Origin of the sequence: Streptomyces sp. LMG1-1-1.1, assembly GCF_040815545.1 — a bacterium.
Taxonomy (GTDB): domain Bacteria; phylum Actinomycetota; class Actinomycetes; order Streptomycetales; family Streptomycetaceae; genus Streptomyces.
The window spans coordinates 138,078-160,281 of the sequence record NZ_JBFPNH010000014.1; the positions used below are offsets into that span (position 1 = coordinate 138,078).

A 22,204-nucleotide genomic window follows, 5' to 3' on the forward strand; every position below is an offset into this window, starting at 1 on the left:
GGTGGTTGATGTGAGTCGCATGCCGCTTTTTCTCGGTCCGACTGTTTCCGGTGAGGTCTGGCTGGCTGCTGATGAAAATCTATTGATCTCGTATGGGGGAGCCGTCCGCTCCATGTCACGGCCGTGTGACAGGAGTCACCACGCCATGGGGCATGTACCACCACGCCGAGGGACCGCATGTGACCTCGCGCTCCTCGAAGCGGTCCCCCTGTACAGGTCGCTACGCGCGTAGATATGCTCGACTGGTGACCATGCCCACCACTGCATCCGCAGCATCCGCATTCGCCGACGTGACCGCGTCCGACAGTGCGCTGCGCCGCTTCCTCCACGGGCTGCCCGGCGTCGACGCCGTCGGCCTGGAGGCACGCGCCGCGTCCCTCGGCACCCGCTCGATCAAGACCACGGCCAAGGCGTACGCCATCGACCTGGCCATTTCCATGATCGACCTGACGACGCTCGAAGGCGCGGACACCCCGGGCAAGGTCCGGGCGCTCGCCGCCAAGGCCGTCAACCCCGATCCGACCGACCGCACGACCCCGACGACCGCCGCCGTCTGCGTCTACCCCGACATGGTGGCCACCGCCAAGGCCGCCGTCGCGGGCACCGGCGTCAAGGTCGCCTCGGTCGCCACCGCGTTCCCGGCCGGGCGCGCCGCGCTCCCCGTGAAGCTCGCGGACACGGCCGACGCCATCGCCGCGGGCGCCGACGAGATCGACATGGTCATCGACCGCGGCGCCTTCCTCGCCGGTCACTACCTGAAGGTCTACGAGCAGATCGCCGCGATCAAGGCGGAGTGCGGCGACCGCGCCCGCCTCAAGGTGATCTTCGAGACCGGCGAGCTGTCCACGTACGACAACATCCGCCGCGCCTCCTGGCTCGGCATGATGGCCGGCGCGGACTTCATCAAGACCTCGACCGGCAAGGTCGCGGTCAACGCCACCCCCGCCAACACCCTCCTCATGCTGGAGGCCGTGCGCGACTTCCGCGCCCAGACCGGCGTGCAGATCGGCGTGAAGCCGGCCGGCGGCATCCGCAACACCAAGGAAGCGATCAAGTTCCTGGTGCTCGTCAACGAGACCGTGGGCGAGGACTGGCTGGACAACCACTGGTTCCGCTTCGGCGCTTCCAGCCTGCTCAACGATCTGCTGATGCAGCGCCAGAAGCTGGCGACCGGCCGTTACTCCGGCCCCGATTACGTGACGGTGGACTGATCAACATGGCATCTGCATTCGAGTACGCACCGGCGCCCGAGTCCCGGTCCGTCGTCGACATCGCCCCCTCGTACGGCCTGTTCATCGACGGCGAGTTCGTCGACGCGGCCGACGGCAAGGTCTTCAAGACCGTCTCCCCGTCCACCGAGGAGGTCCTCGCCGAGGTCGCCCAGGCGGGCGCCGAGGACGTCGACCGCGCGGTGAAGGCGGCCCGCAAGGCGTTCGAGAAGTGGTCGGCGCTGCCCGGCTCCGAGCGCGCCAAGTACCTCTTCAGGATCGCCCGGATCATCCAGGAGCGCAGCCGCGAGCTGGCCGTCCTGGAGACCCTGGACAACGGCAAGCCGATCAAGGAGACCCGCGACGCGGACCTCCCCCTGGTCGCCGCGCACTTCTTCTACTACGCGGGCTGGGCCGACAAGCTCGACCACGCCGGCTACGGCGCGAACCCGCGACCGCTGGGCGTGGCCGGCCAGGTCATCCCGTGGAACTTCCCGCTGCTCATGCTGGCGTGGAAGATCGCCCCGGCGCTCGCGACCGGCAACACGGTCGTCCTGAAGCCGGCCGAGACGACCCCGCTCTCCGCCCTGTTCTTCGCGGACATCTGCCGCCAGGCCGGGCTGCCGAGGGGCGTCGTCAACATCCTTCCCGGATACGGGGAGACGGGCGCCGCGCTCGTCGGGCACCCGGACGTGAACAAGGTCGCCTTCACCGGTTCGACCGCCGTCGGCAAGGCCATCGCGCGCTCCGTCGCCGGCACCGACAAGAAGGTGACGCTGGAGCTGGGCGGCAAGGGCGCCAACATCGTCTTCGACGACGCCCCGATCGACCAGGCCGTCGAGGGCATCGTCAACGGCATCTTCTTCAACCAGGGCCAGGTCTGCTGCGCGGGCTCGCGCCTCCTCGTCCAGGAGTCGATCCAGGACGAGCTGCTCGACTCGCTCAAGCGGCGCCTGAACACCCTGCGCCTCGGCGACCCGCTCGACAAGAACACCGACATCGGCGCCATCAACTCCTCGGAGCAGCTGGCCCGCATCACCTCGCTGGTGGACCAGGGCGAGGCGGAGGGCGCCGAGCGCTGGACCGCCTCCTGCGAGATCCCGTCGGCCGGCTACTGGTTCGCCCCGACGCTCTTCACCGGCGTCACGCAGGCGCACACCATCGCCCGCGACGAGATCTTCGGCCCGGTCCTCTCGGTGCTGTCCTTCCGTACGCCCGACGAGGCCGTCGCGAAGGCCAACAACAGCCAGTACGGCCTGTCCGCCGGCATCTGGACGGAGAAGGGCTCCCGCATCCTGGCGGTCGCGTCCAAGCTCCGCGCGGGTGTCGTCTGGGCCAACACGTTCAACAAGTTCGACCCGACCTCGCCCTTCGGCGGCTACAAGGAGTCGGGCTTCGGCCGCGAGGGCGGCCGTCACGGTCTGGAGGCCTACCTCGATGTCTGAGTCGGCGACGCGGCTGAGCGTCTTCAAGACCTACAAGCTGTACGTCGGGGGCAAGTTCCCCCGCTCCGAGAGCGGCCGGGTGTACGAGGTGACCGACTCCAAGGGCAAGTGGCTGGCGAACGTACCGCTGTCCTCCCGCAAGGACGCGCGTGACGCGGTCGTCGCCGCCCGCAAGGCCTTCGGCGGCTGGGCGGGCGCGACCGCGTACAACCGCGGCCAGATCCTCTACCGCGTCGCCGAGATGCTGGAGGGCCGCCGGGAGCAGTTCGTCCGCGAGGTCGCGGACGCGGAGGGCCTGTCGAAGTCGAAGGCCGCCGCGGTCGTCGACGCGGCGATCGACCGCTGGGTCTGGTACGCGGGCTGGACCGACAAGATCGCCCAGGTCGTCGGCGGCGCCAACCCGGTCGCCGGCCCGTACTTCAACCTCTCCTCGCCCGAGCCGACCGGTGTCGTCACGGTCGTGGCCCCGCAGGACTCGTCCTTCCTGGGCCTGGTCTCGGTGATCGCCCCGGTGATCGCGACGGGCAACACGGCCGTCGTGATCGCCTCGGAGAAGTCGCCGCTCCCCGCCCTCTCCCTGGGCGAGGTGCTCGCCACCTCCGACCTCCCCGGCGGCGTCGTCAACATCCTGTCCGGCAAGGCCGCCGAGATGGGCCCGCACCTCGCGGCCCACCAGGACGTCAACGCGATCGACCTGACGGGCGCCGGCGCCGACCTGGCCCGGGACCTGGAGATCGCCGCCGCGGACAACCTGAAGCGCGTCCTGCGCCCCCGTACCGAGGACTTCGCCGAGTCCCCCGGCACGGACCGCATGACCGCCTTCCTGGAGACCAAGACCGTCTGGCACCCCACGGGCAGCCTGGGCGCGAGCGGCTCCTCGTACTAGCCGGCACGACGACGGCCCCCGGGTGTGCGCACCCGGGGGCCGTTCTCATGCCCGCCCGCGCTCCACGAGACCGGCCACCCCGTCGAGTACGCAGTCGAGGCCGGTCTCGAACTGCCAGGCCGCGTCGTCCTTGCGCGCGGCCCCGCGGGTGTAGCGGCGGTACGTCGGATAGCGCCCGGTCTCCATGAGGTAGGTCATCTGCGGGGCGAGGCCGCGGCGCGAGTCGTCGCCGCTCTGCCAGCCCTGGTCCGCCATGTACTGGCGCAGCGCGGCCTCCGACTGCGTGGCGCCGTGGACGTAGGCGTTGACGGCGCGGAAGGCCGCCATCATCGTGTCGACGTCGAGCCCGAGGCCGTCGAGCGAGGCGAGCTGGCGCTCGGCCGCCGCCATCCGGTTCGGGGTGAGCGCGAAGAGCGGCGCCGGCATGTGGGCGAGCCACGGGTGGCGCAGCATCGTCTCGCGGGTCCGCAGGGCGTGGGCGCGGAGCGTCTCGCGCCAGCCGGAGGGCTCGCCGGGGGGCTCCAGCTCGCCGGACACCCGGTCGATCATGAGCGCCCACAGCTCGTCCTTGCCGTCGACGTGCCGGTACGCGGCCATGGGGGCGACGCCCAGTTCGGTGGCGACCTTGCGCATGGTGACGGCGGCGAAGCCGTCGCGGTCCGCGATGACGATCGCCGCGTCGGCGATCCTGCCGGGGGTGAGCGACGCCCTGGGTGCCGTCGCGGGCCGTTCGAGCCGCTCCCACAGCGAGACGGCGTCCGTCTCGTCCTTCTTCGCCACTCCGGGCCTCCTTGTGTCGCGTACAGCGTATGCCTTGTGGACGTTGTACACATCGACGTGTACGTTGTACACCTGTCGGCGTACGCCGTACACATCACGTGCTTCCAGGGGGAACCATGACCACTCCGCTCCGCGTCGCCGTCATCCAGGGCTCGACCCGCGACGGCCGCCTCGGCCCCACCGTCGCCCGCTGGATCGACACCCACGCCGCCGCCCGCGCCGACATGAGCACCGACCTGATCGACCTCGCCGAGACCCCGCTGCCCACCGTCTTCCCGCAGCTCGGCCAGGCCCCGGCCCGCCAGGAGGACCGGGACCTGCTCGCCGCCGTCTCCCCGCGCCTCGCCGCCGCCGACGCCTTCGTCGTCGTGACGCCCGAGTACAACCACAGCTACCCCGCGTCCCTGAAGAACGCGATCGACTGGCACAACCGCGAATGGCACGCCAAACCCGTCGCCCTCGTCGCCTACGGCGGCTTCTCCGCGGGCCTGCGCGCCGTCGAACACCTGCGGGCGGTCTTCGCCGAACTGCACGCCGTCACCATCCGCGAGGCCGTCGGACTCCAGGGCGTCTGGGGGCAGTTCGACGCCCAGGGCCGGGCCGTCGACCCCGCGGCCGACACCGCCGCCACGTCGATGCTCGACCAACTCGCCTGGTGGGCCCAGGTCCTGCGCGAAGGCCGCGCCAAGTCCCCCTACGGAGCCTGACCATGACCGGCACCCAGCGGGCCCGCCTCCCCTACCTGGCGATCACCGGACTCATGCTCGGCATCGTCCTCGGCGCCCTCGACGGCACCATCGTCGGCACCGCACTCCCCACCGTCGTCGGCGAACTCGGCGGCCTCGACCGCCTGTCGTGGGTCGTCACCGGCTACCTCCTCACCGCCGCCGTCACCACCCCCCTCTGGGGCAAACTCGGCGACCTCCGCGGACGCAAGGGGAGTTACCTCGCGGCCGTCGCCGTCTTCCTCGCCGGCTCGGTCCTCTCCGGACTCGCCCAGACCATGGACCAGCTCATCGCCTTCCGCGCTCTCCAGGGCGTCGGCGCCGGCGGCCTGATGGTCGGCGCCTTCGCCCTCATCGGCACCCTCGTCTCCCCCGAGGACAGCCCCAGGGTCCAAGCCGTCACCGGCTCCATGCTCCCCGTCGCCTTCGCCGGCGGACCCCTCGTCGGCGGCGCCCTCACCGACCACCTTTCCTGGCGCTGGGCCTTCTACGTCAACGTCCCCCTCGGCCTCGCCGCCCTGCTGATCGTCGCGCTCGCCCTGCACGTCAGAACCCCGCGCGTCCGCGCCCCCGTCGACTGGCGCGGAGCCCTGCTCCTCACCACCGGCGTCCTCGCCCTCACCCTGCTCGCGTCCTGGGCCGGCACCGGACACGCCTGGACCTCGCCGCGGATCCTCGCCCTCGGCGCACTCGCCGCCGCCTCCCTCGTCCTGCTCGTCCGGGTCGAGCGGCGCGCCGAGGAACCCGTCATCCCGCCCCGCCTCTTCCGCAACCGGAACTTCGCCCTCGCCCAGGCCCTGAGCCTCCTGGTCGGCGCGGGCATGCTCGCCGCCATGAGCTACCTGCCGCAGTACCTCCAGTTCGCCCGCGGCCGGTCCTCCACCGCGAGCGGCCTGCTCCTGCTGCCGCTCCTGCTCGGCATGGTCGGCGCCCAGCTCGCCTCGGGCCGCGCCATCGCCCGCACCGGCCGCTACCGGCTCCACCCCATCCTCGGCGGCGCGCTCATGACCGCCGGAGCACTCCTCCTGCTCCTCCTCGGCCCGGACACCCCCGTCGCCGTGGCCTCCGCACTCCCCGTGGTGCTCGGCGCCGGCATGGGCCTGCTCATGCAGTCCACGATGCTGATCACCCTCTACGGCGCCGGGCCTCGCGACATGGGCGCCGCCAGCGGCACCGTGACCCTGCTCCGCACCCTCGGCGGCTCCCTCGGCGTCGCCGCCCTCGGCGCCGTCTTCACCGCCCGCCTCGCCGGCACCGACACCCGCCTCACCCCCGCCCAGGCCGCCCACCTCCCCCAGCCCGCCCGAGAAGCCCTCCGCACCGCCGTCACCGACGGGCTCCACGGCGTCCTCCTCGGCACCGCCGCGCTCGCCGCCCTGTCCTTCACCGTGGCCTGGTTCGTACGAGAGGACCCCCTGCGGCGCACACCGGACCTGGAACCCGCCACGGGACCGGAAGCAGCCCTGGACCCGGAACCCGCCACGGGGTCGGCAACCGCGGAGGGGCCGGGCGCCGCTTCGGGTCCGTCCGCGGCTACAGCACCGGCCGCCGCCACTCGGTCACCGGACCCCACTCTGGGACCGGCCCCCGCCACGGGACCGGCCCAACCCGTTACGGGAGTGGCCCCCGTTACGGGACTGACCCCCGTTACGGAAGAGCCGGATCCGGAGTCGGAGCCGGATCCGGAGCCGGAGCCCGAGTCGGAGCCGGAGTCGGAGCCGGATCCGGAGCCGGAGCCGGACCCTGCCGCGGGGGCCGGTCGGCGCTGAGGGGCCGTACGGCTACCGAAGGCGCCGACGCCCAGGAGGGTGCCGCGGGGGCCGGACCCCGCCGCGAGGGCCGGCCACCCCTGAGGGCGCTACGGAAGCAGCCCCTGCGTCAGCGGGCCGGCCACCGGGAGATCGGCCACGGCCCCGCCCTTCGTGACGTGGTCGGTGAGCAGGTTCGTGCCGACGGGCTTGAAGTCGGCGATCTGCGTGCCGAGCCCGTTGTCGAGCGGATCCACCCCGGTGTTGGCCAGCGGGTCGAGTTGAAGACGGGTGATCGGCCCCAGCCCGTGGGTGACACCGCTCAGCGCGCCCGACCCGGCAGCCGCCGCGTCCGTCCTGGTCAGCGAGTCCACGGGCAGCGGCACCGGGGCCGCCGCCTGGGCCGCGGCACCCCCGCCGACCAGCGCGGCACCCGCCGCCGTGACGGTGAGACCGACCTTCAGCAGGGCACTGCGACGAGGGGTCCGGGGTTCTGCGTGACGCGCCATCATGATCCTTCCATGGGGTGACCGGGCGGCCACCGACAGTAGTCGAGGTGTGATGCTCGATACCAACGGCCTCCCTCGGGGGTCCCCTGCACGGGGGAATGCTTCACACTGGTGTCCCGTGAGTTCCCAACCGATCCCGACCCGTGTCGTCCTGCTCGCGGGCCCCTCCGGCTCCGGCAAGTCGTCCCTCGCCGCCGTCACCGGCCTCCCGGTCCTGCGCCTCGACGACTTCTACAAGGAAGCCGACGACCCGACGCTCCCACTCGTCGACGGCAGCGCGGACATCGACTGGGACTCCCCGCTGTCCTGGGACGCGGACGCGGCCGTCGCCGCCATCGTCGAACTGTGCCGCACCGGACGGACCGACGTCCCCGTGTACGACATCGCCACCAGCTCCCGCGTCGACCGCGAGCGGCTCGACATCGCGCGGACCCCGCTGTTCGTGGCCGAGGGCATCTTCGCGGCCGACATCGTCTCCCGCTGCCGCGAGCTCGACGTCCTCGCCGACGCGATCTGCCTGCGTGGCCGGCCCTCCACGACCTTCCGCCGCCGCCTCGCCCGCGACCTCCGCGAGGGCCGCAAGTCCGTGCCCTTCCTCCTCCGCCGCGGCTGGCGCCTCATGCGCACCGAACGCGCCATCGTCGCCCGCCAAGCCGCGCTCGGCGCCCACCCCTGCGCCAAGCCCGAAGCCCTCGGCCGCCTCGCCGCCGCCGCAGCCGGCCGCCACCGCACCCCCACCCCCAACTAACCCCACCCCGTGCGGGCCCACCCCCTCCCCGCGCGCGGCTCGCGCCCCCGCCTCGTGTGAGCCCGCACCTTCGCCTCGTGCGGGCCGCACCCGCGCCTCGTGTGGGCCCGCACCCTCACCGCATGCGGGCGCGCCCCCGCCTCGTGTGAGCCCGCACCTTCACCACGTGCGGGCCGCACCCGCGCCTCGTGTGGGCCCGCACCCTCACCGCATGCGGCTCGCGCCCCCGCCTCGTGTGAGCCCGCACCTTCACCACGTGCGGGCCGCACCCGCGCCTCGTGTGGGCCCGCACCCTCACCGCGTGCGGCTCGCGCCCCCGCCTCGTGTGAGCCCGCACCTTCACCACGTGCGGGCCGCACCCGCGCCTCGTGTGGGCCCGCACCCTCACCGCATGCGGCTCGCGCCCCCGCCTCGTGTGAGCCCGCACCGCTGCCCCGTGTGAGCCCGCACCCTCGCCCCATGTGAGCCCCCACTCTCACCCCGTGTGAGCCCGCACCCTCGCCGCATGCGGGCCGCGCCCTCGCGCGCCGTACGAGGCCGCGCCTCGTCCGGGTGGCCACCGCGCGCCCTTCGCGCCTGGTGCGGGCTTCGCCCGCCGCCCTCCGCGTGAGCCGCACCCACGCCTCGTGCGGGCCGCCCGCCCGCCGCCCGCGCCTCGTGCGGGCCGCACCATCCGCCCGCCCCACCCCCGTGTGGGCAATCGTCCCGCTGGGGCGGGACGGGTGGGCACACGGGACGGCGCCCTCGGCGGCGCCTCCGCCCCCCGCACCTGCCCGCACCCATACGGCGCCGTACCAGTGGTGCGGGTTCAGGCGCGGAAGCCTAGGCCCGGCAAGGGGCGCCGTTCCGTTGTGCCCACCCGTTCCGCCCCAGCGGAACGAATGCCCACAACGGGGCGGGCGGGGGCGCGACGTCCGTTGTGCCCGCAACGAGGGGGGCACCGGGTAGGTGCCGTCCGTTCCGCCCACAACGAGGGGGCACCGGGTAGGCGCCATCCGTTGTGCCCACGACGAGGGGGCACGGGGTAGGTGCCGTCCGTTCCGCCCACAACGAGGGGGGCACGGGGTAGGTGCCGTCCGTTGCGCACACAACGAGGGTGGGCGCCGCACCATCCGGGTGGTGGGCCCGCGCCGGGGGCGCGATTGCCCGGGACGGGTGGGGGCCCGGCGGCGGCGGGAGCGACGTAGGTGGGGGAAACGGCGCGGGTCGTACAAGCCCCCCGGCTTGTACGACCCGTGTCGTGTTTCCCCCGTACCCCCGTACGGCCCTGCGAAGGCCCCGTCCCCCGTGGCCCCGCAGGTTCCCCCGTTCCCCCCTGCCTCAGGCCACGAGCTCGCCGAAGGACTCTTCTTCGTCGCGGCCGAAGCTGAGGACGTCGTCCTCGCGCAGTCGGCGGAGCGAGCGCCAGATGCTGGACTTGACGGTGCCGACGCTGATGTCGAGGATCTCGGCGATCTCGGGATCGGTGCGGCCCTCGTAGTAGCGCAGGACGAGCATGGTGCGCTGGAGCTCGGGCAGCCGGGCGAGGGCCTGCCAGAGGACGGCGCGGAGTTCGGTGCCGCGCATGGCGTCGGTCTCGCCGACCGTCTCGGGGAGTTCCTCGGTCGGGTACTCGTTGAGCTTGCGGCGGCGCCAGGCGCTGATGTGCAGGTTGGTCATGGTGCGGCGGAGGTATCCGCCGACGGCGGCCTTGTCGCTGATGCGGTCCCAGGCGCGGTAGGTGGAGAACAGCGCGCTCTGGAGGAGGTCCTCGGCCTCGAACCGGTCACCGGTGAGGTGGTAGGCGGTGGCGTACAGGGAGGCACGACGCTCCTGGACGTAAGCCGTGAACTCGGCTTCCGAGCAGTTCGTGCGTTCCCCCGTGACCTCCCCGTACGCCGCTCCCCCGTCAGCGACGGCGACCATGTACGGCGCCTTGCGCTGACGTCCGACGCTGCGAACGCACCCCCGCCCGTTCACCACGCCGGACTTCTCGGTGCTCCGCACGACGTCGTGGAGACGCGTGACAACTGCGCTTGAGGTGGTGCTGTGCAGTGCGTTCATCTTGCGCCCCCCGTCGGTTGGAGTGTGTTTCGGTCCGTGTGCCAAGAAGCTTGCCCGCGGGACTTCATGGCGTTGTCCGGCGACTGTCACAGGCGTGTCACAGGAGACGGGACAGGAGCGAGTCGGCGAGCGGTCGTCCTCGGACGGCCCAATGGGACAGAATGACGGCGTGCCTTTTCTGTTGCTGATCGAGGACGACGACGCCATCCGCACGGCCCTCGAGCTCTCCCTGTCGCGGCAGGGTCACCGGGTGGCCACTGCCGCGACGGGCGAGGACGGCCTGCAGCTGCTGCGCGAGCAGCGGCCGGACCTGGTCGTGCTGGACGTCATGCTGCCCGGCATCGACGGTTTCGAGGTCTGCCGGCGGATCCGCCGGACGGACCAGTTGCCGATCATCCTGCTGACCGCGCGCAGCGACGACATCGACGTGGTGGTGGGCCTGGAGTCGGGCGCCGACGACTATGTCGTGAAGCCGGTGCAGGGCCGGGTCCTCGACGCCCGCATCCGGGCCGTACTGCGGCGCGGCGAGCGGGAGTCGACGGATTCGGCGACCTACGGGTCCCTGGTCATCGACCGGTCGGCGATGACGGTCACCAAGAACGGCGAGGACCTCCAGCTGACGCCGACCGAGCTGCGGCTGCTCCTGGAGCTGAGCCGGCGGCCCGGACAGGCGCTGTCCCGGCAGCAGTTGCTGCGGCTGGTGTGGGAGCACGACTACCTGGGCGACTCGCGGCTCGTCGACGCGTGTGTGCAGCGGCTGCGCGCGAAGGTGGAGGACGTGCCGTCCTCGCCGACGCTCATCCGTACCGTGCGGGGTGTCGGCTACCGGCTGGACGTTCCTGCGTGAGCAAGGGGATCCTCGCGCGGCCGAGGCTGTCCAGCCTGCGGCTGCGGCTCGTCGTCGTCTTCGCCCTGGTCGCGCTCACCGCGGCCGTCGCCGCCTCCGGCATCGCGTACTGGCTCAACCGCGAGGCGGTGCTGACCCGTACCCAGGACGCGGCGCTCAACGACTTCCGGCAGGAGATGCAGAACCGGGCGGCCACGCTGCCGCTCCGGCCCACCCAGGACGACCTGCGGCGGACCGCCGAGCAGATGGCGAGCGGAAGCGCCGCCGACTACCAGGTGCTGCTGCTCGGTGAGCGGGACGCGGGCAAGCCGATCGTCGGCGCGTCCGACCCGGACGACTTCACCGTCGCGGACGTGCCGCGCTCGCTGCGGGACGCGGTGGACACGGAGCGGCCGGTGACGGACGCCAACGCGTACAAGTACCACCTGTTCTGGCAGCGAACGGAGCGGAACGGGACGCCGTACCTGGTCGGCGGGACGCGGATCGACGGCGGCGGGCCGGCGGGCTACATGTTCAAGTCGCTGGCCGCGGAGAAGGCCGACCTGAACTCGCTCGCCTGGTCGCTGGGGATCGCGACCGCGCTCGCGGTCGTCGGCTCGGTGCTGCTGGCGCAGGTCGCGGCGACGACCGTGCTGCGCCCGGTGCACCGGCTCGGGGAGGCGGCCCGGCAGCTCGGCGAGGGCAAGCTCGACACCCGGCTGCGGGTGAGCGGCGCGGACGAACTGGCCGATCTCTCCCGTACGTTCAACAGCGCGGCCGAGTCCTTGCAGAAGAAGGTCGCGGACATGAGCGCGCGGGAGGAGTCGAGCCGCCGGTTCGTCGCCGACATGTCGCACGAGCTGCGCACCCCGCTGACCGCGCTGACCGCCGTCACCGAGGTCCTGGAGGACGAGCAGGACACCCTGGACCCGATGATCGCCCCGGCGGTGGCGCTGGTGGTGAGCGAGACTCGGCGTCTGAACGACCTGGTGGAGAACCTGATGGAGGTGACCCGCTTCGACGCGGGCACCGCCCGGCTCGTCCTCGACGAGGTGGACATCGCGGACCAGATCACCGCGTGCATCGACGCGCGGGCCTGGCTGGACGCGGTCGATCTGGACGCCGAGCGCGGGATCGTGGCGCCGCTGGACCCGCGCCGCCTCGACGTGATCCTGGCGAACCTGATCGGCAACGCGCTGAAGCACGGCGGTTCGCCGGTCCGGGTGTCCGTGCGCACGGAGGACGAGGAGCTGGTCATCGCGGTGCGCGACCACGGGCCCGGCATTCCCGAGGAGGTGCTGCCGCACGTCTTCGACCGCTTCTACAAGGCGAGCGCGTCCCGGCCGCGGTCCGAGGGCAGCGGTCTCGGCCTGTCGATCGCCATGGAGAACGCGCTGATCCACGGCGGATCGATCACGGCGTCCAACTCGGTCGGCGAGGACGGGGCGGTGGACGGCGCGGTGTTCGTGCTGCGGCTCCCGCTGGACGCCTCGGGGATCACGCGCGAGGTGCAGACCCGCAGCAGCCAGGGCGAGGTGGAGGAAGAGTGAGGCGCCGCACCTTCGGGCGTACGACGGGAGCGGGCGCCCTGCTCGCGGCCACACTGACGGTACTCGTCACCGGCTGCGGGATCAGGACGACGTCCGTCCCGGTGGACGCGGGCGCGGCCCCGTCCCGCGTCCCGTGCAGCCAGGCCGACGAGAGCGCGTCGGCGACGACCGCGCAGGGCATGCCCGTCCGGGTGTACCTGGTGTGCGGCTCGCAGCTGGACGCGGTGGACCGGCGGTCGCCGCTGCCGGAGGAGAAGGCCGGCGGTGATCCGGTGCGTACGGCGGCGGGGCTGCTCGCGCAGCTGCTCGACGAGCCGTCGGACAGCGAGCGGCTGGCCGGCTTCACGACGGCCGTGCGGAGTCCGCTGCTCGTCACCGGCGGGCACGCGGGCGACCCGGCGGGGACGCTGCGGTTGAGCCGGCAGCCGGAGGACCTGGCGCCGACCGCCCTGTCGCAGATCGTCTGCACCTTCGCGGAGAGCTCCGCGGGCGCGGGCGACCACACCGTCCTGCTCGGCGGCCCCGGCTCCTACCCGCCCAAGCGCTACCGCTGCACGACCGAACTCCGGGAACGCCCGGAGTCCGCCCCGCCGACCGCCGCGGTACGTGCCCCGGCGACCGCCTCGGCGACCCCCACGGCCTGAACCGGTCCCGCGCGACCCCCATGGCCTGAACCGAACCGGTACCGCGCGGACCCGCCGCGCGGACCCGCCGCGCGGACCTGCCGCCCGAGCCGGTCCCGCCCCAGCCGGTCCCGCCCCAGCCGGTTTCGCGCGGCCGTCGTGGCCGGAAAGGGGTGCGGCGGAACCGATTCCGCCATGGCGGGCGTCTTGGGGGGCGTGCAGCGTCAAGGTTCGGGCGGTGGTGCCGCCGTGGTCGTCCGCGTGGTGGGGTTCGTGCTCCTCCTCGCGCATCTGCTGCTCGTCGCCTGGGTCAGCCTGCGCCCACGGGACGTGGCCTGGGTGACCGCGCCGAACACGATCCCGCTGCACGGTCTGCGGGCCGACCTGGCGCTCGGCGCCACGGAGGCGGCCCGGTTGATCGGCGAGGGGCTGCTGCTGCTGGCCCCGCTGGGGGTGCTGCTCCCGATGGCCGACGGACGGCTCGACGTCTCGCGGTGGGCCTCGCTGGCCCGGACGACCGCCGCCGGCGCACTGGTGTCGCTGGCCGTGGAGCTGCTGCAGACCGCCGTGCCGGGTCAGGTCGTCGACGTGGACTCGGTCCTCCTGAACATGGCGGGGGTGGCGCTCGCGCACCTCCTGTTCGTGCCGGCCGGGCGTGGCTGGCTGCGCCGCAGGTCGGAGCCGGGGCGGGGATCCTCCTCCGAGGGCCGTAGGGCCGGTAGGGGTTCCCCCCTGCTGCGGGACGAGGCGGCTCAGGGTTCGACCCCGACGATTCCCAGGGTCCCGATCGCCCGGTAGACCGACGCTTCGTCCCTCCTCCCGGCGGCAGTATGGAGTCATCGGGAGCCCGACGGAGCGGCTCCCGGACAGACATCGAAGGAGCCCACCATGGCCGCAATCATCCGCCCCCGTGACGGACGCGTGATCGGCGGAGTGTGCGCGGCGCTGGCCCGGCGCTTCGGCACCTCCGCGTGGACGATGCGTCTGATCTTCCTGGTCTCGTGTCTGCTGCCCGGCCCGCAGTTCCTGCTGTACCTGGCGCTCTGGTTCTTCCTCCCGTCGGAGAAGACCGCGTCCGCGGCCTGGTAGCCGCTCGCCCGTCACCACTCGCACGCCGAAGGGGCGCGTACCCGGGAAAACCGGGTGCGCGCCCCTTCGGCGTGTACGGCGGGGGTCAGCCGATCGGGAGGCCACCGAGCGGCAGGCCGCCGAGGAGGCCACCGAGCGGGGTGGCGCCGAGGGCGCCGGTCGCGGCACCGAGCGGGGCGTTCTGGGTGGCCTGGCCGGCGGCGGCGGGGAGGGTCTTCACGCCCTGGTCGACACCCTGGCCGAGCGCGCCCTGCCCGGCACCGAGGGACTCGGCGGCGCCGTCGGGGAGCTCGGTGAGGCCGTCACCCAGCGGGACGGCGTTGGTCACCGTGCCCAGCGCGTCGGCGTCGAGCGGCAGGGACGGCGCTGCGGAGGCCGTGCCGGCGGCGGTGACGGCGAAAGCGGCACCGAGAGCGGCGACACCGAGCTTCTTGGCGGCAGACTGCTTCATCTGAAAATCTTCCTTGGGGAATCCGGGGGCTTCCGGGAAAGCCGGGCGGGGAAATCCTGGGAATGCAGAGCGGCTCTGCAACCTAACCAGTGATCGACTCCTCCGCAAACACCGGAAAGCGGCCGGGTGTCGTGCCGTCCCGGCCGCCTCCTGTGCCCCGACGGGGTGCCGCTCAGCCCTCTGCGGGGGAAGATCCGCTGGTCGTGGCGGTCTGCTGGAACAGCCATTCGGACTTGAGCTCGGCGTATCCGGGCTTGATGACCTCATTGATCATGGCCAGGCGTTCATCGAAAGGAATGAACGCTGATTTCATCGCATTGACCGTGAACCACTGCATGTCGTCGAGCGTGTAATCGAATGCCTCGTTCAACAGCTCGAATTCACGGCTCATGGTCGTGCCGCTCATCAGACGGTTGTCGGTGTTGACCGTGGCCCGGAAATGGAGGGTGCGGAGCAGGCCGATGGGGTGCTCGGCGAACGAGGCGGCCGCGCCGGTCTGGAGGTTGGACGAGGGGCACATCTCCAGCGGGATGCGCTTGTCGCGGACGTAGGCGGCCAGGCGGCCGAGGCGGACCGAGCCGTCGTCGGCGACCTCGATGTCGTCGATGATCCGCACCCCGTGCCCGAGCCGGTCGGCGCCGCACCACTGGAGCGCCTGCCAGATGGAGGGGAGCCCGAAGGCCTCGCCGGCGTGGATGGTGAAGTGGTTGTTCTCCCGCTTGAGGTACTCGAAGGCGTCGAGGTGGCGGGTGGGCGGGAAGCCGGCCTCGGCGCCCGCGATGTCGAAGCCGACGACGCCTGAGTCGCGGTAGCGGTTGGCGAGTTCGGCGATCTCCAGGGCCCGGGCCGCGTGCCGCATGGCGGTGAGCAGGGCACCGATCCGGATGCGGTACCCGTCGGCCCTGGCCTGCCGCTCGCCTTCCCTGAAGCCCTCGTTGACGGCCTCGACGACCTCTTCGAGGGTGAGGCCGCCCTCCAGGTGCTGCTCGGGGGCGTACCGCACCTCCGCGTAGACGACGCCGTCCTCGGCGAGGTCGACGGCGCACTCGGCGGCGACGCGGACGAGGGCCTCCCGGGTCTGCATGACGGCGCAGGTGTGCGCGAAGGTCTCCAGGTACCGCTCCAGGGAGCCGGAGTCGGCGGCCTCGCGGAACCAGATGCCGAGCTTGTCGGGCTCCGTCTCGGGAAGCTGGTCGTAGCCCTGCTCCCGGGCGAGTTCGATGATCGTGCCGGGGCGCAGTCCGCCGTCGAGGTGGTCGTGGAGCAGCACCTTCGGGGCACGGCGGATCTGGTCCGCGGTGGGGACGTTGGGGGTCTGGCTCGTCATTTCCGCACTCTAGCCCCTACGCGCGTAGAGCGCGCCTGGCGACGCAACTTCCGCGGCCGGCGTTTCCGGGCGGGGCCGAGCGCATCGCGCGTGCGACGCGGGTACCCGGCCGCTTAGCCTGCCGGGATGACGTCCCCGGCGCCCGCTTCCGAACTTGCCCGCATCCACGGCTTCCTGTCCGCCTTCACCCGCCGGCAGGCGGCCCGCACGGTCGACTTCCCCGGCGGGTTCGCCGCGCTCGACGACGCGTACGCGCGCTCGCGTGGGAACAACCACGTCCTGGTGGACGGGAGCCCGGACCCCGAGGCCCTGCCCGGGTTCGCCGACGAGACCATGGGGCACCTGTCGCACCGCGCGGTGTTCGTCCTCGACGAGAAGGTCGCGACGGCATGTCTGGAGCCGCTCTCGCGGGCCGGGTTCAGCTCGTCGGCGACCTATCTGATGCGGCACACCGGATCGGTCCCGGCCGACGGCGGGGCGCGGCCGGTGGCGGTCGAAGCCCTGCTCGGCCCGACGGCGGCGAGCTGGCGCCGGTTGGCGCCGCACGTCACCGAGGGGCAGCTGCACGACCTGGTGGAGCGCCGGAGGGTACGGACGCGCGGCGCCGACGTCGTACGGTTCCTCGCCTCGTACGCCGACGACGGCGAGGTCGCCGCCTGGGCCGATCTGTATCTGGACCCGGCGTCCGGGGTGGCGCAGGTCGAGGACCTGGTCACGGCGCAGGCGCACCTCGGGCAGGGGCACGCGGGCGCCGTCCTGGACACGGCGCTGCGCATGGCCGCCGACGCCGGCTGCACGACCCGGTTCCTGACCGCGCGCCCGGACGACTGGCCGCACCGCTGGTACGGACGGAAGGGCTTCGAGGTCGCCGGAACCCTGACCCGTTTCGAACGGGTATAGGGGCAAAGGCCGTTCGGCCCGTCGGCGATACGTAACAGAGACCGCGCGTACCACTGGTGTACACCTCCGCTTCTGAGACTGTTCTGCCATGGCGCACTACGCACTCGTGGGACCGCCCGAGACCCGGAGACCCCGGCTCGGGCGGCCTGTTGGAGGTTCCCGGACGTCGGCGGCGGTGGGCGGCGTGGTGCTGCTCCTGCCGGACGGTGTGCCGGTGTCGAGACGGCGCGCCTCGGCGCGGGCGCACGCGGCGATGCTGCCGCTCGGGCGGGGGCTGGTGCGGGCGGGCCGGGCGGAGGGGCTCGTCGCGCACGTGGTGCGCTACCGGGGGCGCGGCTGGAACGGTGCCGACGCGGAGCTCGCGGCGGACGCGTCCTGGGCGGTCGCGGAGGCGGTACGGCGCTACGGGGACGTCCCGGTCGGCCTCGTCGGGCACGGCCTCGGGGGGCGCGCGGCGCTGCGCGCGGGCGGGCATGACGCGGTCGGCGCGGTCCTCGCGCTGGCCCCGTGGCTGCCGGAGGACGACGTGGCCGCGGAACCCGAGCCGGTGCGGCAGCTGGTGGGGCGCCGGGTGCTGGTCGTGCACGGCACGAACGACGCCAGGACGGACCCGGAGCTGTCGTTCCGTTTCGCCGAGCGGGCGAAGAAGGCCAACCGCGACACCTGCCGCTTCGAGGTCCACTCGGACGGCCACGCGCTGCACCAGTACGCGGGCGAGGTCCGCAACCTCGCCGCCGACTTCCTCCTCGGCACCCTCTTCACCCGGCCCTTCGCCCGCCCGGTGACGGACGCGATGGCGGCGCCCCCGCCGCTGGGCCTTCGGATGCCCCTGGCGGCGGGCTTCGGCGACGCACGCCGTCGGTGAGGCACCAGGGAGGCGGTTCACGCCGGCGGTGAGGCATCGCGAGGACGGTTCACGCCGGCGGTGACGGTTCCTTCGGGAGCAGGTGGCCGCGGCGGCCGATGAGGAACTTCTTGAAGGCGGCCACCGGTGCGGTGTCGGGGTGGCCGTCGAGCCAGGCGACGCCGATCTCGCGGACCGCGCGCGGGGCCGTGACGGTCAGTTCGACGACGCCGGGGCGGGGCACGGCGGGCGGGGGCAGCAGGGCGACGCCGAGGCCCGCGGCGACCAGGCCGCGGAGGGTCTCGGCCTCCTCGCCCTCGAAGGCGATCCGGGGCTTGAAGCCGGCCTCCGCGCACAGGTCGTCGGTGATGCGGCGGAGCCCGTATCCCGGCTCCAGGGTCACGAACGTCTCGTCCGCGGCCTCGGCGAGGCGGACGCGGCGGCGGCCCGCGAGGCGGTGGTCGTCGGGGACGACGAGCCGGAGCCGCTGTTCGTCGAGGCGCCGGGCGACCAGGTCGGGGGCGTCCGGCACGGGGGACGTGAGGCAGAGGTCGAGGTCGCCGGCCCGGAGCCGTTCGATCATCGCCTCGCCGTAGTTCTGGACGAGGGTGAAGCGGATCCCGGGGTGGTCGACGCGGAAGGCGCGGATGAGGCCGGGGACGGTCTCGGAGCCCATGGTGTGCAGGAAGCCGAAGGCGACGCGTCCGCCGGTGGGGTCGGCGTCGGCGCGTACGGTGTCGGCGGCCCGCTCCACCTCGGCGAGGGCCCGTTCGGCGGCGGTGAGGAAGCGGCGGCCGGCCGGGGTGAGCGAGACCGTGCGGCCGCGGCGGGCGAAGAGGGAGACGCCGAGGTCCTGTTCGAGCCGGACCATGGCTCGCGAGAGCGTCGACTGCGGCACGCCCATCTCGGCCGCCGCGCGGGTCACGTGCTCGTGGCGGGCGACGGCGGCGAAGTAGGCGAGCCGGGGTGCGAGCAGCAGTCCCATGTCTTCTTCGTTACTGTTCGGTGACAGGCGAGGCTGTGACCTGTACTCATGCGCCATGGGAACGATTACAGCAGTTCCGTGCATTGGACGCATGAAGCGGGGCGTCCTACGTTCGTGACATGCCTCCCGCCAGTACCAAGGCGGCCGCCACCAGCGCGTCCGCCGACACCCGCCTCTCCCCCGGCGCCCCCGGCTACCGCCGGCTGAGCCTCGCGCTCTTCGCCGCGGGACTGGCCACCTTCGCCCTCCTCTACTCCACGCAGGCCCTCCTCCCGGCCATCTCGGCCGAGTTCGGCGCCACCGCGTCCGCCGCCTCCTGGACGGTCTCCGCCGCCACCGGCGCCCTCGCCCTGTGCGTGCTCCCGCTCAGCGCCCTCTCCGAGCGGTTCGGCCGGCGGGCGATGATGACCGCCTCCCTGGCGGTCGCGGTCGCCGTCGCGCTCCTGGTGCCACTCGCCCCGAACCTGGAGTCCCTGATCGCGCTCCGTGCGCTCCAGGGCGCGGCGCTCGCCGGGCTCCCGGCCTCCGCGATGGCGTACCTGGCCGAGGAGGTGCGGCCGAAGGCGCTGGTCGCCGCGATCGGCCTGTTCGTGGCGGGCAACTCGATCGGCGGCATGAGCGGCCGCCTGGTGACCGGCTGGGTCGCCCAGATGTGGGGCTGGCGGGCGGGTCTGGCCGCCGTCGGCCTGACCTCGCTGCTGTGCGCGCTCGTCTTCCGGGCCCTGCTCCCGAAGGCGCGGCACTTCACCCCGGGCACGCTGAACCCGAAGGCGCTGGCGAGCACCGTCCGCGGGCACCTGTCCGACCCGCTGCTCGTGCGCCTGTACGTGATCGGCGCCCTGTTCATGACGGTCTTCGGCGCGGTGTACACGGTGATCGGCTACCGGCTCGTCGAGGCCCCGTTCTCGCTGCCGCAGGGCGTGATCGGCTCGATCTTCCTGGTCTACCTGGTCGGTACGGTCTCCTCCGCCGCCGCCGGCGAGCTGGTCGGGCGGCTCGGCCGGCGCGGGGCGCTCTACCTGGCGGTCACCACCACCGCCGCGGGTCTGCTGCTGTCGCTGGCCGACTCCCTCGCGGCGGTCCTGGCGGGCCTGGTTCTGATCACGGCCGGCTTCTTCGCCGGCCACGCGGTCGCCTCCTCCTCGGTGAGCCGCACGGCGAAGACGGGCCGCGCGCAGGCCTCGGCGCTCTACCAGTCCGCGTACTACCTCGGCAGCAGCGCGGGCGGCACGCTCGGCGCCGTCGCCTTCCACGCGGGCGGCTGGGCGGGCACCGTGCTGATCGGTCTGGTCGCGGTCCTCGGCGTCGTCTCGGTGACGCTGTACGGCAGCCTCAGCGCCCGTACGCAGGCGCGACGGCTCCAGCTCGCCGCGTCCTGACCCCTCCCCCCGCGTCCCTGCAACTGACAGACTCTGCCGCGCGTCCTAACCCACAGGACTCAAGGGGGAGTTGACGATCATGAACCGGATCATGCATCGGATAGGGAAGAGAGCGGGAATCACCGTCGGCCTCACGGCTCTCGTGGTGCCGATGACGATCGCGCTCGGTGCGGCCCCGGCGCAGGCGGCGTCCTGCAACGTGACGACGGGGCCGTACCAGAAGCAGGTGGAGAAGTTCCTCGGGCGGACGGTCGACGGCCGCCAGTCGCTCGGCGACTGTCTCGCCATCCAGGCCTTCCAGCGCAAGCACGGCATCACCCCGACCATGGGGTACGCGGGCCCGCTGACCTGGCGCACGATGAACACGATGCTCCAGCAGAAGGCCGCGGGCACCAACCCCAACCGCTCGGGCGCCTGCCCGACGAACCGGGGCCGGATCGCCTGCGTCGACCTGACGCGCCAGCTGAGCTGGATCCAGGACGGGGCGCGGCTGAAGTACGGCCCGGTGCCGGTGCGCACCGGACGGGACGGCGCCGAGACCCGTACCGGCTCCAAGAAGATCTACTGGCGGAACATCAACCACTGGTCGACGCTGTACCACGTCTCCATGCCGTACTCGCAGTTCTTCGACGGCGGCCAGGCCTTCCACTCGACCACCAAGTCCATGTGGAACCCGCCGGGTTCGGGCGGCTGCGTCAACATGCGCCCGGCCGACGCGAAGGCGTACTGGAACCTTCTCAGGAAGGGCGACGACGTCTTCGTCTACGGCCGCAAGCCGGGAACCTGACCCCGGCTGTCAGTCCGCTGCGGTAGCTTCCCTCTCACCGGCCCCGAACGGGGCCGGTGAGGGGTGAGTGGGGTGTGGACCCGATGAGCGATACCGCGGTCGCGACGACCGACGAACTCGACAAGTACCGCAGGGAGCTGACCGGTTACTGCTACCGGATGCTCGGATCCTCCTTCGAGGCGGAGGACGCGGTGCAGGACACGATGGTCCGGGCCTGGAAGGCCATCGACTCCTTCGAGGGCCGCTCCTCGCTGCGGTCCTGGCTGTACCGGATCGCGACCAACGTCTGCCTGGACGCGCTGAACGCGGGCAACAAGCGGGCGCGGCCGATGGACCTCACCTCCCCGACGCCGGTGGCGCAGGCGCAGCTCGTCAAGCAGCCGGAGATCACCTGGCTGGAGCCGGTCCCGGACGGGCGGGTGCTCCCCTCGGTCGCCGACCCGGCGGAGACCGCCGTGCACCGGGAGACCGTGCGGCTCGCGTTCGTCGCCGCGCTCCAGCACCTGCCGCCGAAGCAGCGCGCGGTGCTCATCCTCCGCGAGGTGCTCGCCTGGAAGGCGAGCGAGGTCGCCGAACTCCTCGACACCTCCGTCGCCTCGGTCAACAGCGCCCTCCAGCGGGCCCGCGCGACCCTGGCCGAGCAGGCGCCCGCCGCCTCCGACGCGGCGAACCCGCTGGACGAGGAGCAGAAGGCGCTCCTGGAGCGGTACGTCGCCGCCTTCGAGGGCTACGACATGAAGGCGCTCACCGCGCTCCTCCACGAGGACGCGACCATGTCCATGCCGCCGTACGACCTGTGGCTCCGGGGCCACGACGACATCGTCGGCTGGATGCTGGGCGTCGGCGAGGTCTGCTCCGGCTCGAAGCTGGTCCCGACCGTGGCGAACGGCTCCCCCGCCTTCGCCCAGTACCACCCGGATCCGGCGGGCGGCTACAGCCCGTGGGCGCTGATCGTCCTGGAGCTGCGCGACGGCAAGGTCGGCGGCATGGACTTCTTCCTGGACACCGAGCGCTGGTTCCCGCTGTTCGACCTGCCGGCGCGGCTGGACGGCTAGCCGCCCAGGGTTCCGTCGAGGCCCGTCAGGAGGAGCAGGGCCCGTAGCTCGGGTCCTGCTCCGTGGAAGCGGATGCGGTGGCCGCGGCGGCCCGCGGCGAGTTTCAGGCGGGCGAGGGCGTCGACGGCGGCGAGGTCGGGGTGCGTGAGGGCGCCGACCTCGCAGACGACCTCACCGGGCGGGGCCGCGCCGAGCTCGCCGCAGAGGACGGCCACCTCGTCCCTGCTGGGACGGGCGGGCAGGGTCACGACGAGCGGACGACTGGTCTCCATGCCCGTACGACCGTCCGGGGACGC

23 protein-coding genes are annotated in these 22,204 nt (G+C 72.8%); 16 read left to right on the forward strand and 7 right to left on the reverse strand.

Annotation, left to right across the window (positions count from 1 at the left end; genetic code table 11):
* Window positions 1–251: 251 nt before the first annotated feature.
* The 3 genes from deoC to MRBLMG1_RS06305 are packed head-to-tail and all read left to right on the forward strand — an operon-like array spanning window position 252 to window position 3,539.
* On the forward strand, window positions 252–1,211 hold the full coding sequence (gene deoC, locus MRBLMG1_RS06295) for a deoxyribose-phosphate aldolase (RefSeq protein WP_367821628.1): 960 nt from the start codon (window positions 252–254) through the stop codon (window positions 1,209–1,211).
* A 5-nt stretch (window positions 1,212–1,216) separates the two neighbouring features.
* A complete protein-coding gene (locus tag MRBLMG1_RS06300; protein ID WP_367821551.1) occupies window positions 1,217–2,653 on the forward strand; it encodes an aldehyde dehydrogenase family protein in 1,437 nt (478 codons plus the stop codon).
* Window positions 2,646–3,539 (forward strand): aldehyde dehydrogenase family protein, encoded by an 894-nt coding sequence (locus tag MRBLMG1_RS06305; protein ID WP_367821553.1) that lies wholly within the window; start codon window positions 2,646–2,648, stop codon window positions 3,537–3,539. The genes MRBLMG1_RS06300 and MRBLMG1_RS06305 overlap by 8 nt, the downstream gene beginning before the upstream one ends.
* A 45-nt stretch (window positions 3,540–3,584) precedes the next feature.
* Here MRBLMG1_RS06305 and MRBLMG1_RS06310 read toward each other — a convergent pair whose 3' ends face one another.
* Entirely contained in the window at window positions 3,585–4,319 is a 735-nt protein-coding gene (locus MRBLMG1_RS06310; RefSeq protein WP_367821555.1) for a TetR/AcrR family transcriptional regulator, read from the reverse strand.
* 116 nt (window positions 4,320–4,435) lie between these two features.
* Between MRBLMG1_RS06310 and MRBLMG1_RS06315 the strand changes: the two genes are divergently transcribed.
* Complete coding sequence (locus MRBLMG1_RS06315) at window positions 4,436–5,026, forward strand: NADPH-dependent FMN reductase (protein WP_367821556.1); 591 nt, start codon at window positions 4,436–4,438, stop codon at window positions 5,024–5,026.
* A gap of 2 nt (window positions 5,027–5,028) precedes the next feature.
* The gene (locus MRBLMG1_RS06320; RefSeq protein WP_367821558.1) at window positions 5,029–6,813 is read left to right on the forward strand and encodes an MDR family MFS transporter; all 1,785 of its coding nucleotides are present in this window, start codon (window positions 5,029–5,031) and stop codon (window positions 6,811–6,813) included.
* An 89-nt stretch (window positions 6,814–6,902) separates the two neighbouring features.
* On the opposite strand, the gene MRBLMG1_RS06325 is transcribed toward MRBLMG1_RS06320, so the two are convergent.
* Window positions 6,903–7,301: a hypothetical protein gene (locus MRBLMG1_RS06325; RefSeq protein WP_367821629.1), complete on the reverse strand. Its 399-nt coding sequence runs from the start codon at window positions 7,299–7,301 to the stop codon at window positions 6,903–6,905.
* Between the two features lie 52 nt (window positions 7,302–7,353).
* On the opposite strand from MRBLMG1_RS06325, the gene MRBLMG1_RS06330 reads away from it, so the two are divergent.
* Window positions 7,354–8,049 (forward strand): uridine kinase family protein, encoded by a 696-nt coding sequence (locus tag MRBLMG1_RS06330; RefSeq protein ID WP_367821560.1) that lies wholly within the window; start codon window positions 7,354–7,356, stop codon window positions 8,047–8,049.
* Between the two features lie 1,320 nt (window positions 8,050–9,369).
* Here the strand turns inward: MRBLMG1_RS06330 and MRBLMG1_RS06335 are convergent.
* Window positions 9,370–10,092, reverse strand: a complete 723-nt coding sequence (locus MRBLMG1_RS06335) for a SigE family RNA polymerase sigma factor (protein ID WP_367821562.1) — start codon at window positions 10,090–10,092, stop codon at window positions 9,370–9,372.
* 169 nt (window positions 10,093–10,261) lie between these two features.
* On the opposite strand from MRBLMG1_RS06335, the gene afsQ1 reads away from it, so the two are divergent.
* The 5 genes from afsQ1 (at window position 10,262) to MRBLMG1_RS06360 (ending at window position 14,180) form a co-directional block, all read left to right on the forward strand.
* Window positions 10,262–10,939, forward strand: coding sequence for a two-component system response regulator AfsQ1 (gene afsQ1, locus MRBLMG1_RS06340; RefSeq protein WP_017239746.1), 678 nt, complete (start codon window positions 10,262–10,264; stop codon window positions 10,937–10,939).
* Window positions 10,936–12,468 (forward strand): ATP-binding protein, encoded by a 1,533-nt coding sequence (locus MRBLMG1_RS06345; RefSeq protein WP_367821564.1) that lies wholly within the window; start codon window positions 10,936–10,938, stop codon window positions 12,466–12,468. Before afsQ1 ends, MRBLMG1_RS06345 begins: the two co-directional genes overlap by 4 nt.
* Entirely contained in the window at window positions 12,465–13,112 is a 648-nt protein-coding gene (locus MRBLMG1_RS06350; RefSeq protein WP_367821566.1) for a hypothetical protein, read from the forward strand. The genes MRBLMG1_RS06345 and MRBLMG1_RS06350 overlap by 4 nt, the downstream gene beginning before the upstream one ends.
* Window positions 13,113–13,286: 174 nt before the next feature.
* Entirely contained in the window at window positions 13,287–13,889 is a 603-nt protein-coding gene (locus MRBLMG1_RS06355) for a VanZ family protein (protein ID WP_414721496.1), read from the forward strand.
* A gap of 90 nt (window positions 13,890–13,979) precedes the next feature.
* Window positions 13,980–14,180, forward strand: a complete 201-nt coding sequence (locus MRBLMG1_RS06360) for a PspC domain-containing protein (RefSeq protein WP_367821569.1) — start codon at window positions 13,980–13,982, stop codon at window positions 14,178–14,180.
* Between the two features lie 85 nt (window positions 14,181–14,265).
* Here the strand turns inward: MRBLMG1_RS06360 and MRBLMG1_RS06365 are convergent, their stop codons facing one another.
* The gene (locus tag MRBLMG1_RS06365) at window positions 14,266–14,631 is read right to left on the reverse strand and encodes a hypothetical protein (protein WP_367821571.1); all 366 of its coding nucleotides are present in this window, start codon (window positions 14,629–14,631) and stop codon (window positions 14,266–14,268) included.
* Between the two features lie 172 nt (window positions 14,632–14,803).
* Window positions 14,804–15,958, reverse strand: coding sequence for an adenosine deaminase (locus MRBLMG1_RS06370; RefSeq protein WP_367821573.1), 1,155 nt, complete (start codon window positions 15,956–15,958; stop codon window positions 14,804–14,806).
* A 126-nt stretch (window positions 15,959–16,084) separates the two neighbouring features.
* Between MRBLMG1_RS06370 and MRBLMG1_RS06375 the strand changes: the two genes are divergently transcribed.
* Both MRBLMG1_RS06375 and MRBLMG1_RS06380 read left to right on the forward strand, forming a co-directional pair.
* A complete protein-coding gene (locus MRBLMG1_RS06375) occupies window positions 16,085–16,858 on the forward strand; it encodes a GNAT family N-acetyltransferase (protein WP_367821575.1) in 774 nt (257 codons plus the stop codon).
* A gap of 88 nt (window positions 16,859–16,946) precedes the next feature.
* Window positions 16,947–17,723, forward strand: coding sequence for an alpha/beta hydrolase (locus MRBLMG1_RS06380; protein ID WP_367821577.1), 777 nt, complete (start codon window positions 16,947–16,949; stop codon window positions 17,721–17,723).
* Between the two features lie 49 nt (window positions 17,724–17,772).
* Here the strand turns inward: MRBLMG1_RS06380 and MRBLMG1_RS06385 are convergent, their stop codons facing one another.
* Window positions 17,773–18,744, reverse strand: a complete 972-nt coding sequence (locus tag MRBLMG1_RS06385) for a LysR family transcriptional regulator (RefSeq protein ID WP_367821579.1) — start codon at window positions 18,742–18,744, stop codon at window positions 17,773–17,775.
* Window positions 18,745–18,806: 62 nt separating this feature from the next.
* Between MRBLMG1_RS06385 and MRBLMG1_RS06390 the strand changes: the two genes are divergently transcribed.
* The 3 genes from MRBLMG1_RS06390 to MRBLMG1_RS06400 all read left to right on the forward strand — a co-directional run bounded on the left by MRBLMG1_RS06390 (window position 18,807) and on the right by MRBLMG1_RS06400 (window position 21,908).
* Window positions 18,807–20,066: an MFS transporter gene (locus MRBLMG1_RS06390; protein ID WP_367821581.1), complete on the forward strand. Its 1,260-nt coding sequence runs from the start codon at window positions 18,807–18,809 to the stop codon at window positions 20,064–20,066.
* Between the two features lie 151 nt (window positions 20,067–20,217).
* Complete coding sequence (locus tag MRBLMG1_RS06395; protein WP_414721497.1) at window positions 20,218–20,853, forward strand: L,D-transpeptidase family protein; 636 nt, start codon at window positions 20,218–20,220, stop codon at window positions 20,851–20,853.
* Window positions 20,854–20,936: 83 nt separating this feature from the next.
* Window positions 20,937–21,908 carry a sigma-70 family RNA polymerase sigma factor gene (locus MRBLMG1_RS06400; protein WP_367821583.1) on the forward strand — a complete coding sequence of 324 codons (972 nt, stop codon included), beginning with the start codon at window positions 20,937–20,939 and terminating at the stop codon, window positions 21,906–21,908.
* Here MRBLMG1_RS06400 and MRBLMG1_RS06405 read toward each other — a convergent pair.
* On the reverse strand, window positions 21,905–22,180 hold the full coding sequence (locus tag MRBLMG1_RS06405; protein ID WP_367821585.1) for an STAS domain-containing protein: 276 nt from the start codon (window positions 22,178–22,180) through the stop codon (window positions 21,905–21,907). The two genes, MRBLMG1_RS06400 and MRBLMG1_RS06405, sit on opposite strands and share 4 nt — an antisense overlap.
* Window positions 22,181–22,204: the final 24 nt, after the last annotated feature.

What these genes read in the sequence shown, in the direction of transcription:
- MRBLMG1_RS06390 (WP_367821581.1), top strand. Translation starts at nt 18,807, where the DNA reads ATGCCTCCCGCCAGTACCAAGGCGGCCGCCACCAGCGCGTCCGCCGAC.
- MRBLMG1_RS06380 (WP_367821577.1), top strand. Translation starts at nt 16,947, where the DNA reads ATGGCGCACTACGCACTCGTGGGACCGCCCGAGACCCGGAGACCCCGG.
- MRBLMG1_RS06335 (WP_367821562.1), bottom strand. Translation starts at nt 10,092, where the DNA reads ATGAACGCACTGCACAGCACCACCTCAAGCGCAGTTGTCACGCGTCTC.
- MRBLMG1_RS06355 (WP_414721496.1), top strand. Translation starts at nt 13,287, where the DNA reads ATGGCGGGCGTCTTGGGGGGCGTGCAGCGTCAAGGTTCGGGCGGTGGT.
- MRBLMG1_RS06320 (WP_367821558.1), top strand. Translation starts at nt 5,029, where the DNA reads ATGACCGGCACCCAGCGGGCCCGCCTCCCCTACCTGGCGATCACCGGA.
- MRBLMG1_RS06325 (WP_367821629.1), bottom strand. Translation starts at nt 7,301, where the DNA reads ATGGCGCGTCACGCAGAACCCCGGACCCCTCGTCGCAGTGCCCTGCTG.
- MRBLMG1_RS06375 (WP_367821575.1), top strand. Translation starts at nt 16,085, where the DNA reads ATGACGTCCCCGGCGCCCGCTTCCGAACTTGCCCGCATCCACGGCTTC.
- MRBLMG1_RS06315 (WP_367821556.1), top strand. Translation starts at nt 4,436, where the DNA reads ATGACCACTCCGCTCCGCGTCGCCGTCATCCAGGGCTCGACCCGCGAC.
- MRBLMG1_RS06330 (WP_367821560.1), top strand. Translation starts at nt 7,354, where the DNA reads ATGCTCGATACCAACGGCCTCCCTCGGGGGTCCCCTGCACGGGGGAAT.
- MRBLMG1_RS06395 (WP_414721497.1), top strand. Translation starts at nt 20,218, where the DNA reads ATGACGATCGCGCTCGGTGCGGCCCCGGCGCAGGCGGCGTCCTGCAAC.
- MRBLMG1_RS06360 (WP_367821569.1), top strand. Translation starts at nt 13,980, where the DNA reads ATGGCCGCAATCATCCGCCCCCGTGACGGACGCGTGATCGGCGGAGTG.
- deoC (WP_367821628.1), top strand. Translation starts at nt 252, where the DNA reads ATGCCCACCACTGCATCCGCAGCATCCGCATTCGCCGACGTGACCGCG.
- MRBLMG1_RS06405 (WP_367821585.1), bottom strand. Translation starts at nt 22,180, where the DNA reads ATGGAGACCAGTCGTCCGCTCGTCGTGACCCTGCCCGCCCGTCCCAGC.
- MRBLMG1_RS06300 (WP_367821551.1), top strand. Translation starts at nt 1,217, where the DNA reads ATGGCATCTGCATTCGAGTACGCACCGGCGCCCGAGTCCCGGTCCGTC.
- MRBLMG1_RS06370 (WP_367821573.1), bottom strand. Translation starts at nt 15,958, where the DNA reads ATGACGAGCCAGACCCCCAACGTCCCCACCGCGGACCAGATCCGCCGT.
- MRBLMG1_RS06385 (WP_367821579.1), bottom strand. Translation starts at nt 18,744, where the DNA reads ATGGCGCATGAGTACAGGTCACAGCCTCGCCTGTCACCGAACAGTAAC.
- MRBLMG1_RS06400 (WP_367821583.1), top strand. Translation starts at nt 20,937, where the DNA reads ATGAGCGATACCGCGGTCGCGACGACCGACGAACTCGACAAGTACCGC.
- MRBLMG1_RS06365 (WP_367821571.1), bottom strand. Translation starts at nt 14,631, where the DNA reads ATGAAGCAGTCTGCCGCCAAGAAGCTCGGTGTCGCCGCTCTCGGTGCC.
- MRBLMG1_RS06305 (WP_367821553.1), top strand. Translation starts at nt 2,646, where the DNA reads ATGTCTGAGTCGGCGACGCGGCTGAGCGTCTTCAAGACCTACAAGCTG.